3 protein-coding genes are annotated in these 15,744 nt (G+C 65.7%); all 3 read left to right on the top strand.

Annotated features, from left to right (window positions below; all coding sequences use genetic code 11):
• The first annotated feature begins 31 nt into the window (after positions 1 to 31).
• The 3 genes from CHRYSEO8AT_RS01865 (at position 32) to CHRYSEO8AT_RS01855 (ending at position 15,681) form a co-directional block, all read left to right on the top strand.
• Positions 32 to 1,720 (top strand): putative porin, encoded by a 1,689-nt coding sequence (locus tag CHRYSEO8AT_RS01865; RefSeq protein ID WP_201304325.1) that lies wholly within the window; start codon positions 32 to 34, stop codon positions 1,718 to 1,720.
• Between the two features lie 238 nt (positions 1,721 to 1,958).
• Positions 1,959 to 2,282, top strand: a complete 324-nt coding sequence (locus CHRYSEO8AT_RS01860; RefSeq protein ID WP_159845428.1) for a hypothetical protein — start codon at positions 1,959 to 1,961, stop codon at positions 2,280 to 2,282.
• 112 nt (positions 2,283 to 2,394) lie between these two features.
• A complete protein-coding gene (locus CHRYSEO8AT_RS01855) occupies positions 2,395 to 15,681 on the top strand; it encodes a filamentous haemagglutinin family protein (protein ID WP_159845426.1) in 13,287 nt (4,428 codons plus the stop codon).
• The last annotated feature ends 63 nt before the right edge of the window (positions 15,682 to 15,744 follow it).

Here is a 15,744-nt window from a genome sequence, read left to right as displayed (position 1 = left end):
CGCCGCACATGAAATGCCCAAGGGAACGCTCATGAACCTGTTTCGCCTGAAACCCGCCCTTCTGGCCTGCTGCGCGGGGCTGTCGTTGATGGCGGCGAATCCCGTCCTGGCCGGGGACGTGGACTCCACCCGTCTGCTCGAACTGATGGTCGCCAAGGGACTTGTGACGCGAGAGGAGGCCGACGGCCTGATCGCGGAAGCGTCTTCGCGTCCCGCAGCCCTGCCGCCCGTTCCCGCAGGCGGCGTCGCCGACGGCGTCCAGACCATCCCCTACATTCCCCAGGTCGTCCGCGATCAGTTGAAGCAGGAGCTGCGCACCGAACTGGGCGCCCAGGCCCAGGCCGAAGGCTGGTCGGCGCCGGGACAGACGCCGGACTGGACGCGCCGCATCACCCTGAGCGGAGACGTGCGCGTTCGCGGCGAGGGCCTGTTCATGGACAAGGCCAACAGCGACATCTTCGAGGACTTCGGCGCGATCAACGCTGGCGGCGGTCAGAACATCAACGATCGCACGCCGGGCTATATTGCTCCGCCCTATCTCAACACGCTCGAAGATCGTCAGCGCGCCCGTATCCGCGCCCGGCTTGGCGTGAATGTTCAGATCGACGACTGGATCTCGGCGGAACTGCGTATCGCCACGGGTAATGACAGCTCGCCTGTCTCAACCAACCAGACCCTGGGCGGCAACGGCGAGTTCGGCAAATACGCCCTCTGGCTGGACCGCGCCGCCATCCACCTCACGCCTGTCGAGGATGTCTCGCTGAGCTTCGGCCGGTTCGCCAATCCCTTCTGGACGTCGGAACTTCTGTTCGATGAAGACCTGAACTTCGACGGTGTTGCGGTCTCGGCCAGCCACGGGTTCGGCGAGACCCTGAAGGTGTTCGGCACGGCCGGCGCCTTCCCGATCTTCAACACCAGCCTGAACTACGGCACGCGCAATGCGGCGGTGGGGCAGGGACGTTCGTTCAAGAGCCAGGACAAGTACATGGGCGCCGTCCAACTCGGGTTCGACTATCACCCGATGGATCGGCTGCAGGTGAAGGCGGCGGCGGGCTACTTCTACTTCGACGGCGTCGAAGGCGAGGTCTCCAGCCCCTGCTATTGGTACGAGCAGACCTGCGACACCGACGCCACGCGCCCGGCCTTCCAGCAGTTCGGCAACACCCTGTTCCCGATCCGCAGCGTGATCGCCGATCCGAACGATCCGGTCGGCAGCCCCGAAGTGCAGTATTTCGGTCTGGCCGCCGCCTATGAGGTGCTGAACCTTCGCGCCCAGGTCGACTATGCGCTGACGCAGCGCACCACGGTTCGTTTCGAAGGCGACTTCGTCCAGAACCTGGGACTGGACAACGCTCTCGTGGCGGCGCGCGCCGTCAACAACCTGGGTCCGATGACCAGTTCCACCGCGTTTGGGACTTGGGATGGTGGCGATACGGGCTGGTCGGCGCGCCTGAGCGTCGGGCAGATGGAGATCGCCCAGCGCGGCGACTGGAACCTGACGTTCGGCTATCGGTACCTTGAATCCGATGCGGTCCTGGACGCGTTCACCGACAGTGATTTCCACATCGGCGGCACCAACAACCGCGGCTGGATGGTCGGTGGGAACTATGGCCTCGGCCGCAACACCTCGACCGGCTTCCGCTGGATCTCGGCCGAGGAAATCGCTGACGCGCCCTTCTCGGTCGATCGCCTGATCATCGACCTGGCCACTCGGTTCTAAGAGACCGGCTGTGGCGATGATGTTCCTTACCAGAACGGCGAAGGTCTTGTTTCCCCGCAGGGCCGTTCGTCGCATCGCCACAGCCCAGACGGCGCGAGGCGTCCTGGGTCCTCGCCAGTTCCTGCGACCCGCGTCGCCGTCTTTCCCGTCCGGCCTGCGGTGGGCCGGACGGGCGTTCTTTTGCGTTGCGCTGATCGGCGTCGTGATGGCCGCACCGGCAAGCGTTTCGGCTCAAGCCGTGAGCGCCGTCCCGAATCCGCCGACGTCGATCCAGCCGCCTGCTGCGGGCGTGCTGCCGGCGGCGGGCGGTCCTTGCGTTCAGGTGGATGTCGGGGGCTACCGCGCCGGGCACCTGGACTGCGCCGCGCAACGCTTGCAGGCCGCCGTTCGTCAGAGTCAGGCGCAAGCCCGTGCGGGGATCGACATCCCGACCGCCGGTGCGCCGGACGTACAGGTCGGGGTCGCCAGCCAGTCGGGCGCGAGCCTGAGGTTGGGGCCAAATCTGGGCGTGTCGGCCCAGGCCTGGCGTCCCGACCGCCTTTCGACGCAGCCACGCCGATGATCGTCTCATCTTTCATTTCGATATTCCACGCCCGCCGCACGGCGCTGGGCGTCTCTTTCAATCCCGACCGCGCGGCCGTGATCACGGCCCAAGCGCACCTGGAGTCTGTCCGATGATCTTCCAAGCTCATTCGCTGCGTAATCGCCTGCTGATCGGCGCATCGCTCGGCTCCATGCTGCTTGCCGGCGTCGCCGAGGCGCAGAGCGGTCGAATTTCCGGTGGTCGTAGCGCCGGCGTGGATCCGGGAGCGGCCGCCGCGCGCGCTGCTCAGACCCAGGCCGTGCGACAAGGCGACGCCACCGCCGCCACGCGGCGCGCTCTGGAAAGTTTCACGCGCGCCGCGGCGACGCGCCAGGCCATGACGAATGCACAGACGGCGGCTCGCGCCGCCGCCTTCGCCGCGCAAAGCAATGTGCCGAACGGCTTGGGCCAGGGCGGTCTTCAGGTCGGCTCCGGCGTTACGCTGGACCCTAGCCTTTGGGTCGGCGCGAACGGTCCCAAGCAGACCGTAGGCGCCGACGGGCGAACCCTGGTCACCGTCGATCAGACGCGTGAGAAGGCCATCCTGACGTGGGACAGCTTCAACGTCGGGCGCGAGACGGATCTGGTCTTCGATCAGGACGCATCGAACTGGGTCGTGCTCAACCGGGTGAACGACGTGTCGGCGGATCCGACCCGTATCCTGGGCAACATCAAGGCCAATGGCTCGGTCTTCATCATCAACCGCAACGGCGTGATCTTTGGCGGTTCGTCGCAGGTCAACGTCCGCAATCTGGTCGCCTCGACGGCGGATATCTCGAACATCCAGTTTATGGAGCGCGGGATACACTCCAATGTGGTGCTCCCGCCAGAGTTCTATCTGCCGCCGATCACCTTGCCCGCCTTCACCAACGCCGGCGGCGATGTGACGGTCGAAGCCGGCGCCCGTATCCAGACGATCGCGCCCGCGACGGTGGTCGAGGGCGGCGGCTATGTGATGCTGATGGGCAAGACGGTCGAGAACCGCGGGACCATCGTAACGGATCGTGGTCAGACCATCCTGTCGGCAGGCGACAACTTCTTGGTTCGCGCCGGCTACGGCACTCTGGCCAACCAGGCCTCGACGGTGCGCGGGCAAGAGATCGCCGTCACCCTGGATGCAGGCAGCACCAGCGGGCGTGTGGTGAACAGCGGTGTGATCGAGGCCCGTGAGGGCGACATCACTCTGGCCGGCCATACGGTCGTGCAGGACGGTGTGGCGGTGTCCACGACCTCGGTGAACACGCGCGGCACCATTCACCTGCTGACCGATCTGAACGATGCGACCAGCAGCGTCACCCTGACCGGCGACAGCCTGACGCTGATCCTGCCGGAGCTGGACAGCAAGACGACGGCGACCAACGCTCAGCGCGATGCGCTGATCGCCGAGTCGATCAGCGCTACGGGCCGCCCCTCCTTGCTGAACAATCAGGGCATCGGCCGCCTCAACTATATGCAGCCCGATCGCAAGGACATGTCGCGGGTCGAGGTCACGACCGGCGGCGCCGCGGTCTTCGAGGGCGGATCCCAGACCATCGCCCAGGGCGGCCAGATTTCGGTGGTGGCGCTGACGCGCACGACGATCGACACCGGGGCCGAACTGAACGTTTCAGGCGTTCAGGACGTGGTCATGGACATGGCTTCCAACAACCTGAAGATCAATGTGCGTCCGTTCGACATGCGTGATTCAGCACTGAATCGCGAAGGCGACGGAATCCGCAGCAACGACGTCTGGATCGACGCGCGGGATCTGATCCTGTTGCCCAACGGCACCGGTGGCCATGTCGGTGATCGCTACTACACGCCAGGCGGCCTGCTTGAGGTTTCCGGTCATCTTGGAAACACCGCCCACACCATCGGCGAATGGGCCTCGGTCGGCGGCACGATCAATGTCCGCTCGAACGAGATCGTCATCAAGGACGGGGCCACGCTCGATATCTCGGGCGGATCCATGCGCTATGCGGGCGGCTATATGCAGTCCACCCGGATGATGGGGTCGGACGGTCGGATGTACGACATCGGCCAGGCGCCTGCCGGCGTTAAGATGCTGTCCATCGGCGACGCCTTTGTGCGCAACCATGATCGCTGGGGCGAGGCCTATTCCGAAGTCTATGGCCGCCCGCTGTTCAGCGGCGGTCGCAGTGCGCGTTGGGAAGACGGCTATACCGTCGGGCGCGACGCAGGCGTGATTTCACTGTCTGCACCCACCGTGTTGATGCAGGGCCAGATCATGGCCGACGTCATCGTTGGTGAACGCCAGACCAACGCCCGTCCGCAGACGTCGCCCACCTTGAGCGGCGACGGCATAACCAACGCCATGCCCAATCGCCTTGATGGGTATGGCCTGCCCCAGAACGTCTCTCCGCTGGCGGGCGGTCTCTACATCGGCAACGGCTTGGCTCAGAACTACGCCCCCGCGACCCAGACCATTCTGCCGTTCGAAAACACGGTGGTGATCGGCGACGAGGCGACAGTGGCGGATGGCGTCAAGCTGAACCACGTCCTCGTGTCGGCTGACACGTTGAATGAGGCAGGCCTCGGCGCATTGCGGATCGTCGGTGGCAAGATCGCGGTCGAAAACGACCTGACGCTGGCCAATGGCGGGCAACTGGCGTTCACGGCTACCGAGATCGCGGTCGACGCCGACATCACCGCTCGCAGCGGTTCGATCTCGCTGGCGGCGGTCCAACCCTGCACGAGCGGTTGCGCGACGGTGACGGACCTCAGCGTCGGTGATGGCGTACGTCTGGACACCCGCGGCCTATGGGTCAATCTGACGACGGGCGGCGACCGGGCGGACATGGCGCATCTGGATGGCGGCGCCGTCATGCTGGAAAGCCGACAAGGTAATCTGAGCCTGGGCAAGGGCAGCCTGATAGACGCCTCGGCGGGCGGTGCGATCGGCGAGGATGGTGGGTTTACAGGCGCGAACGGCGGCGATGTCGGCCTTGGGGTCGGCTTCCTGAACCGCCCCAACGCCAACGAAATGGTGTTGGGCGGTGATATCCAGTCCTATGGCTCGGGCGACGGTCGAGGCGGGCGGCTGACGTTGTCGGCTGCCGGCCGTCCGATCACCATCGGCGATCCCTTGCTCGGCGGCGGCGCCGTGTTGGCCGCCGGCCAGCCCCTGCCGATCGACCTGCAGATCACCGAGGACCTGATCCTGCCGGCAGGTTCCATGCTGCCGGTCGACTACAGCTCCACCATCAACCGGGTCGAGCCGGGTCAGCCGTTCCCCGCCGATGTGCCGGTGGATATCGGGGAGATGACCCTGAACGCCGATTTCGAGATCCCCGTGGGGTTCGTCTTTTACGACGAAAACTATCTTGATCACTACGAAGGCGAGGTTTTGCCGGCCGGTACGCTGATCACCTTCGGCTTCGGCACCTTCCTGAAGGGTGACATCGCGCCGGTCGATATCTTCCCGAACGGGTTCGATATCGCCCCGATCACCACAACCTTGCCCAAAGGCACCATCCTGGCCGAGGCCCTGACCCTTTCGGCTGGAAAGACGCTGGCGGCCGGAACTGTCCTTCCGGTTGACGCCAAGATCGCCAAACCGCTGCATCTGGACGCCGACTTCTTCCAGAAGGGATTCTCCAACTACGACATCCGCGCGGGTGGCGACCTGCTGGTGAACGGTGTGGTGGACGTCAAGGCTCCGGTGCGCCGCTACACAGCCGCAAGCGCGAATATGGCCAGTGGCGCATCTCCCGAGGACGCCATGGAGCTGTGGCTGCCGGAGATGTTCCGTGAGGACGCCGTCAATGGGCGCTTCATTCAGCGCCAGGGCGTCAGCCTGAACCTGACCGCCAACGCCGTGGGCGACCGCAACAGGACAAATCCTTATGGCGGAGCGCCGATACCCGACCCCATCAACAGCGGCAGCGTGGTGATCGACAAGACCGCGGTCATCCGCGTCGATGACGGTCAAGCGGTCAAGATTACGTCGGCCGACAACATCCAACTGGAGGGTCGGATCGAAGCCCACGGCGGCTCGGTCAGTCTGGTGGCTGGGCCCCGAGAGAACATCAATCGTGACTACCCCGACCCGGTCATCTTCTACGACGCCTCGCGCGCCGTGTGGCTGGGTGAGAACAGCGTCATCGACGTATCGGGCCGGGCCCATACGGCGACGGACGCGCGCGGCCTGCGCTACGCCGATGTCTCCAAGGGCGGCGCCATCACGGTGGGCGGCGAGACGGCCGCCTATGTCGTGGTGCGGCCGGGCGCGCTGCTGGACGCCTCGGGCGCGACGGCGGATATCGACTACCTGTCGTCCACCGTGCCGACGACGACCAATACCCTGAGCCTGGCGACGGATGGCGGTTTGATCGCCTTCCGCTCGCAGTACGGGATCTTCCTGGATGGCGCGATGCGCGCCCAGGCAGGTGGCCAGGGCGCGTCGGGCGGTTTGTTGTCGGTGATGCTGACGACGCCGCTTCTGGTGAACAGGAACGGGCCCCAGGACCTGCCTGACTTCATGCGTCAGCTTCGCTCCATCTATGTGGACGAGACGCACACGTCCGACCTGCGCGCCGACATCCGGTTCGGCGACTGCATCACTGGATGCTGGACGCCGGGTCAGACGATCGCCGAGGCGGAACTCAGCAACGAGGGCGTGGACAACTTCGTGGGCCAGGCGCGGCTGGGCGTCGATCAGGTCAAGGCGGGGGGCTTCGACAGCCTGAGCCTGAGCACGAACGACGTCATCCTGTTGAACGGCGCGGTCGACCTGAACCTCGGTCGCGACCTGATCCTGACCGGAACCCTGGCCAACCTGGACCTCGACGCTGACGCCAGACTGAGCGCCGCCTATGTGAAGTTCGCGGGCGGCGGCGGTATGTTGGGCAACCAGCTGGTGAAGGGTCAGCTCGGCGCGACGGCGCTTCCGCGCAAGCCCGAGATCGGCAATGGCACGCTGACGATCACGGGCGGGCTGGTGGACATGGCCAGCGCCCAATTCGGCGTCAACGGCTCGATCGGCCTGACCGGCGGGCTGGAGCGAGAGTACGAGTACGCCGCGCCGGAACAGATCAACATCGTCAGCCGCGGCGACATTCGTCTTCTGGGCGGCGACGTCAACGCGATGAGCAACATCTCGCTCACTGCGGCCCAGATCTATCCGGTGACCAATGCGGTCGCTGGTATTTACGCGGGCCGGTTCTCGTACCGCATTCCCGGCAACACCGTCATCTACAACACCCTCATGGAAGGCGGCACAGTCAGCTTCCACAAGCTGGATGGCGCAACGCCGAACGCCCCCCTGTCGATCTATGGCTCGCTGATCGTCGGCGCTGACATCATTAATCAAGGCGGCGTATTGCGCGCGCCTCTCGGCTCGATCCGGCTGGGCGTCGGCGGCGACCAGTACAAGCCGGGGCCCGAAGCCCTGCAGCCTGGGCAGACCTATTGGGAGCAGGTGTCGCTCACGACATCGCAGGTCAATCTTCTGAACGGCAGTCTGACCTCGGTCAGCGCCCGCGACCTGGTGGTGCCGTTCGGCGGCACGACCGATGGCCTGACCTGGCTGCTCAACGCAACCTCGCAGACCACGACCCTTGAGACGCAGGGCGTCACCGTTCTGGGTTCGCTGCGTGCGGACGAAGGTTCGGTGCTGGACCTGTCGGGCGGCGGTCTTCCAGCCGGCGGCGCCTTCATCAATGGGCGGGGCGGCTCTGTCGATATCCTGACCACGGCTCTGGCCAATGTCAGCCCTGCCTTCCAGGGTCTGAGCCACGCCGACAACAAGGTCTATGCGATCGTGCCGGGCTATGCCGGGTCGTCGGCGCCGACCGCGCTGACAGGCCATGCCCAGCCGGGCGTGGGCCAGCAGGTCGTCATTCCGGAGGGTGTTCCGGGCCTGGCGGCCGGGACATATATGCTGTTGCCGGCCGAATATGCGTTGATGGACGGCGCCTTCCGCGTCGAGCTGGGCGGGACGATGCGCGCCGGCTCCGGCGGCTTGAACCTACTCGCTGATGGTTCGGTCCACCTTGGCGTGGGAACCGCCATCGCCAATACGACCACGCGCAACGGTCTGCCGGTCGAGGCCATCCTGACTTCGTCGAAAACGGTGCGGACCTATTCCCAATACAACGAGACCAGCTACGGCGACTTCCTGGCCGCCGCGCCGGCCAAGGTTCAGTTCGACAATCCGCTGCCGTTGATGCCGCAGGACGGCAAGGCCTTCATTCTGGCCTTGGCGCCGCCAAGCGCCGACAGCGACCGTCCGGTCTTCTCGTTCAAGGGCAAGGGCCTGTTCGATGCGGCCAAGGGCGGCGTCGGAGGCTCCCTGGCGGTGGTCGGCGGCGCCTATTACGGGATGGACGACCTCACGCTGGAAATCCTGGGCGCGAACGGCGTCGCCACGCCGGGCGCCCTGTCGCTGTATGCGGCGGACCTGAATGCGGTCGGAGCCAAGGTGATGACCTTGGGCGGAGTCGCCCAGCGTTCGCTCGGCATACAGTCCGACGAGATCGTCGTCCGGGCCGGCGGCGGGACGATCAACGCGACCCCCTTCAATCTCGGCTTCGCCGGCGTGACGGTGCGTGGCGGCGCCGAGCTGATCGCGCCGCAGGTGCTTTTGATCGCTAAGGAAGACTCGAACATCCTGGTCGAGGACGGCGCGCGGATCACGACCCTGGGCAAGGGCGATCCGGCCTTCGCCTCGACGATGGGCTTCACGCTCAGGGCAAACAATATCAACCTGCTGTCGGTGTCGAACGGTCTGCTGGAATATAGCTCGACCGCCGCAAGCTCGGGCTCGGGGGCGATCACCGTTCAGGATGGCGCCTCCATCTTCACCGACGGCACACTCAGCTTCGTCAGCCCCGGTGCGGTTCGCCTGGGCGAGAACGTCAACTATGGCGCGCGTTATCTGGGCTTCTCGACGGGTTCGGTGAACCTGGGCACGACGCAGGCTCTGGCCGACGCCGCCGCGCAAGGCGTCCTACCGGCGGGCATCGCCCTGAACCAGACAGTTCTGGATCGGCTGATGCGCGGCGACGCCGCCTCGGGTGCGCCTAAGCTTGAGCGCTTGATGCTGACCGCCAACCAGTCGGTCAACTTCTACGGCTCGATCAGCCTGGACACCCGCGACGCAACGACCGGCAAGTCCAGCCTTCAACTGGTGCTGAACACGCCCGCACTATACGGACATGGAGACGTCGGTGACGTCGCGCGGATCACGACCGGAACCCTGGTGTGGAACGGCCTGGTCGGCAACCGCGGCACGCCGTTCGATCCCAAGCCGATTGTCGCGCTTCCGGGCGCGCCGATCGCTGGCGGTCCCGGCAACGGCCTTGGGACGCTGGACATCGTCGCCGATCGTATCGTCCTGGGATATCAGGACGGGGTGGCGATCAGCGCCGACCTGGACCTCAATCGCCTGGCTTTGGGTTTCTCGACCGTCAACCTGACGGCGTCGGACCGGATCGAAGCCAATCACCGCGGCCAACTGGCCGTCTATCAATCCCAGGCGACCTATGGACAGGCCGGGCAGGGCGGCGTGCTGAACCTGACCACGCCGCTGCTGACGGGCCAGGCAGGATCCAAGCTTCATTACAAGGCCGGCGACGCGATCAACGTCGTTCGTCCGGCCGGCGTGGCGGCATCGACGGGCAAGGTGGAAACCGCGCTGGGCGCCGAAATCCGGCTGACGGCCGCCAATATCCTGGCCGACACCACAATCGCCTTGCCCAGCGGCAAGTTGGTGATGACGGCGACGCAGGGCGACATCGTGCTGCAGAACGGCGCGCGCCTGGACCTGGCAGGTCGAGACACCGTGTTCTTCGACGAAACACGATACGGCTGGGGCGGCGATGTCGAGCTGGAAAGCACCCACGGTTCGGTGGTTCAGGCCGCGGGTTCGACCATCGATATCAGCGCCGACTATAACCATGCCGGCTTGCTCAAGGTCACGGCGCTGCAGGGCGCGGTCGAGCTGGCCGGCGTCATTGAGGGCCATGCCCGCAGCGGCGACGGCAAGCCCGTCGATCCAAGTCTGCGCAATGGCTCCATCGACATCCGAGCCGGGTCGCTCGGTGATTTCGCGGCGCTCAACACCCGCCTGACTCAGGCCGGCGTGACGGAATCGCGCAGCTTCATCATCAAGACCGGCGACCTGACGATCGGCAACGAGGTGGTGGCCCGTCACGTCTCCATCTCGGCGGACGGCGGTGATCTGACGGTCAACGGAACGATCAACGCCAGCGGCTATCGCCCCGGTTCGATCCGGCTGTCAGCGCGCGACGACCTGACCCTGGCCTCGACCGCAGTGCTCGACGCGAGCGGCGACACCCTGGTGGTCGACGGTTATGGCGCGGCGATCGAGGCGTCCAACCGCGCCAATGTCGAGCTGACCTCGGTGTCGGGCGCGCTGATGCTCGCTTCGGGCGCGACCATGGATTTGTCGGCGGCCGATAAGGTCGCGCGCGGCCGGGTCGAGCTGAACGCCCGCCGTCTGGGCGCCGGCGACATCGCCATCGACGCGCGCGGACCGTTGACGATCAAGGGCGCCGACAGTCTGTCGGTCAACGCCTTCCGCGCCTATGAGCCGGCCGGCGGCGTGATCGACCAAGCGTTGATGGACGACATCCATCTGGACAGCACCGCCTTCATCAATGCGGCGATCGGCAACGCCGACATGCGGGGTCGGATTGCCGGATTGGCGACCTATGCGGACGCCTTCCACCTGCGTCCCGGCATCGAACTGCGCAGCACGGCCGGCGGGGACCTGCGGGTTTCGGGCGACCTGAACCTGGCCGGCTATCGCTATGCCAGTCTGAACGCCGACAGCCAGATGACCTCGACCTATGGTTCAGGCGAGGCAGGCGTGCTGCTGGTCCGTGCGGCCGATGACCTGGATATCTACGGCAGCATCACCGACGGCTTCGCCGAACCCGCCCGCACACCGGACGACAACGGCTGGGTCATCTATCCCGGCACGCAGAACCTCAACGGCGAATGGTTCGCGGATCACCAACTGGCCTCACCGATCAAGCTGGCGGCCGGAGCGCGGTTCCCGCTCGGTGTCAGCCTGACCTTCGAGGCGCCGGTCCAGGCCTTCTCGGTCAAGCCCAACACCGTGATCGGCGCCGATGTCGAGCTGTCGCAGGACTACACCCTGACGCAGGATTGGGTGGCGACATCGACGATCCGCCTGCCGGACGGCAGCGTCATCGCCAAGGGATCGATCATTCTTTCCGGCACGGTTCTGCCGGCAGACGCCCAGGTTGACGCCGGAGCAGTGTTCCCGATGCAGGTCGCGCTGAAGCCGACGACATGGCCCAAGGGCCAGCCGTTGCCGTCGTCATTGACCCTGTCCACTTCGGTTCAACTGCAGGCGGGCGATGTCCTGCCGCGCGAGAGCACGATCCAGATCGACGGGCCGTTCGGAGTGGTGCAGGCGCCGACCGTTCTGACGTCGCCATACACGCTAGTCGGGCATCCCACGCTCGCAACCGCCAGCACCATTCCCGGCGGGGCCAACTCGACCGCTGTGCTGTCGTTCGCCGTGACCGTCCGCCAAGGCACGGCCCTGCGTCGTGACAGCGGCGTCATTCCGTTCGGGTTCGAATCCAACTCCAGCATGTCGAGCCCCACGGGCGGCTGGGTTGCCACCGCGCCGATCTGGGCCACGAAAGCGGCCTTCCTCGCCGGCGCGGCGCCGACCTGGCAGGCGGGTCAGAGAGTGACCAGCTCTCTGGCTTCGGGCGTCTGGTTCGGCGCGGGCACAACCCTGCCGCGGCAAAGCGCCGGTACGGCTGGGAACCTGTCGATCCGCGCGACGGTCGTTCCGGCCGGCACGCCTTTCAATCTGTTCAATACCGCCAACGTCTTCCTGAACGAGAACGCCGTCGCGCCTGCCGGCGCCCTCATTCCCATCGGCGTCAATCTGCAGCCGCTGGGCGGCATCAAGGAGAACACTCGGCCGATCCAGGCGGATGGAACTCAAGGACGGATATGGGCCGTGGCGCCCATGCTTGAGCGAGGGTCACAGTCGTGGTCCATGCGGTTTGTCGCCGGCGCCGATCTCGGTTCGGCCGACGGTCGCGCGCTGCGCGCCGCCAGCGAACTGGCAGACGCTCGTCAGACAGGTGATCTGACACTGTCCGACCGTCACTTCTCCAATCCCGAGGTGGCCGAAACATCCAGTCTGACCTCTGCATGGGTGGCGGCGCTGAAGCGGATGCAGAACTTCAGCGTCATCCGAACGGGCATCGGTTCACTGGATCTGCTGGCGGGCGGCTCCTACGAGCAGTTGTCGCTGTACGGCGTTTACACAGCCGGCATGCCTTCGGCCGAGATCGGCGGCACGACGCTGGATGGCTACAACGTCTATAACCAGCCGCGCGCCACCTTGGCCGGATCCGCAGCCCTGGCCAATCCGTGGATCGGCGAGAACTTCGACGGTTATGCCGCCTCGATCCAGGACTATCAGGCCTGGTATCCCGAAAGCGGCGGCGATGTGCTGCTGTCGGTCCAGGACCGGATGATCGGCTATGCGACCGGCCGCAACTTGACCAGTCTGCGCGTGGGCAGCGGCAGCGTCGGAAACTGGCTGTGGCGCCAAGGCGGCTATGGGTTGAGCGACGGCCGCACGCCCGAGATGGGCGAGGATGTCCCCACCGCCTGGTGGATCAACTTCGGCGGCTATGTGCCGAACAACAGCTCCAACACTTCGACCTTCGGCAACTACAACGCTCCGATGCTGGAAGGTTTCATGGGCATCGGCGCCCTGGGTGGCGGCAATCTGACCGTGCGGGCCGGTGGCGACGCCGGGATCGTCCGCGACTGGTCGCGCGATAGCTCAGACTTCGTCGACAGCAACCGGGCTGCGGTCGCCAGTACGGGGTTGAACTTCGCCGTCGGCGGCACGGGTCGGGTCACCTCTGTCATCCGCACCTCGGGCGTGGTCACGGACGGGACGCTGGTTCAGACCGGCGGCGGCGACATCACCATTCTGATCGGCGGTGAACTGAACGGCGGCGCGGGTTTGACGGGCCCCGATCTCAGCGGCTCGATCGTGAACCTGCGCGGCGACATCAACCTGGTGGCTGGCGGCGTCGGCCATGCGCTTTACACCACGACCCGGGACATCACCGATCCGCGCAAGCAAGACCTGCTCAACCCGGCCTTCCAGACCTCGTACGGCGGGATCACCCTGGTGGTTGGCGACGGCGATGCGCGGTTGGATGCGCGGGGCGATCTGATCCTGGCCGGAGTGGGCGATCCGGGCTCCACGGCCCTGTCCGCCGCCGGCGCCAGCCTGGGCTATCTCGACGACATGGGACAGTTCTTGCGGCCCGACGGCCTGATGATGCAGTCCAGCTTCTCGCTGTGGCGCGATGACACCAGCGTCAGCCTATTCAGCGCCGGCGGCGACATCACGCCGCTGACCCTGGCCGGGGGCAACGCCGCGCCGCGCGACGGTCGCTATTGGTATCCTCCGATCCTGAAGGTCACGGCGGCTGGCGGCGACATCTTCTGGGATGGGGGGCGTTGCGATGATTACACCTGCAGTCTCAGACCGCTGGAACTGGCGCCGTCGCCTGAGGGCCAGGTCGAGTTTCTGGCCTCCGGATCTATCCGGGGCGGCGGCTATATAACGTCAGACAACGCGGGGCCGTATGCGGCCGGCTTGCCGATCGCCCTGTCGGGTATGTCCGACGCCTTGGACCTGGTGCCCAACCCGTTCCGACCCACCTGGCTGACGACGTTCGCGATGACGCCCGACGTGAGTGTCAACACGCCGCTGCCCTACAGCGGAAACAATGTCTCCGGAACCATTGGTTCGATGCTCAGCTTCCAAGACGATACCGCCACTGGAAAGCTGCTCCAAGGCGCTCAGCCACCCGCACTGTTCTATGCGGCAGGCGGAGACATCAACAACCTCAGCTTCGGTTTCCTGAGCTATGTGGATCAAAGCACGCGGTATGTGAACTCGGGTTCTGCGAAGATCCGCGCCTCACGCGACATCGTCAATCTGGGGACGGCTCCAGCCGTCGGCTGTGCGATCGGAGGCCCTGCCGACTGTCGATCCATCATCTCGATCCCCGGTGCTTACGGCGCGGGCGGTGTCGTGGTGCACAACGACCCGTCCGACATCACCCTGGTCTCGGCCGGCCGCGACATCATCTACGGCAACATGACCGTCGCCGGTCCAGGCAATCTGGTCGTCGAAGCAGGACGCAACATCTATCAGTCGGACAAGGGACGGTTCACCTCGGTCGGGCCTCTGTTCGACCTGTCGCCATCCACCCGCAACGGCGGTGCAGGCATCAGCGTCATGACTGGCGTGGGGGCGGGCGGTCCAAACTACGACGCCTTCGTCGATCTGTACCTGAACCCGGCCAATCTCGCCGAGGTCGGGCGTCCCTTGGCTGATCAGCCGGGCAAGGTCGTCAAGACCTACGAGGCTGAACTGACGAAATGGTTGTCGGACCGCTTTGGCTACAAGGCCGCCGACACCAAGGACGCACTGACCTATTTCGGCAAGCTGGACGACAACCAGCGCGCCGTCTTCGCCCGGCTGGTCTATTTCGACGAGCTGAAGGCGGGCGGCCGTGAATACAACAATCCCGACAGCAGCCGCTTCGCCTCCTACCTGCGCGGCCGCAAAGCCATCTCGGTCCTGTTCCCCGAGAAGGACGAACAGGGGCGAGACATTTCCTACGCCGGCGACCTGACCATGGTGGGCGGCTCGGCCATTCGCACCCTGTTCGGCGGCAATATCGAAGTGCTGGTGGCAGGCGGTCAGGCCATCGTCGGCGTCGGCGGGTTGGCGCCGCCGTCCACGGCGGGCGTGCTGTCCATGGGTTCGGGCGATATCGACGTCTATGCTCAGGGATCGGTGTTGCTGGGACAGAGCCGGGTCTTCACGACATTCGGCGGCGACCTGTTCATGTGGTCCGCGACGGGAGATATCAACGCCGGGCGCGGTTCGACATCGACCGCCGTCTATCAGCCGCCCCGCCGCATCTATGACAACTACGGCAACGTCACCCTGTCGCCCCCGACACAGAACACCGGGGCCGGCATAGCCACCCTCGCGCCCATCCCGGAGATTCCGGCGGGCGACATCGACCTCATCGCACCCTTGGGCACGATCGATGCGGGCGAGGCCGGCATCCGGGTATCGGGCGACGTCAATCTTGCGGCGTTGCAGGTGCTCAATGCGGCCAATATCGAGGTCAAGGGCAGCGCAGTCGGCATTCCCGTGGTCGCTGCGGTCAACACCAGCGCGCTGACGGCGGCCTCAAGCGCCACCAGTTCGGTCGCAGCCGAGGCTAGCCGCCTGGCTGAACGCGCTCGTCCGATCGTCCGAGACCTGCCCGCGATCATCACCAGCCGTTTCCTCGGTTTCGGCGAGGGCTGATCGACACTGACGAACAGCGCGCGTTGGGACGCGCGCTGTTCTCGATTTTTCAGAAGTAGTGAA

The sequence above is a fragment of the Brevundimonas sp. G8 genome (assembly GCF_902506205.1).
In the GTDB taxonomy this organism is placed as follows: Bacteria; Pseudomonadota; Alphaproteobacteria; order Caulobacterales; family Caulobacteraceae; genus Brevundimonas.
This window is presented reverse-complemented; position numbering and strand designations above follow the sequence as displayed.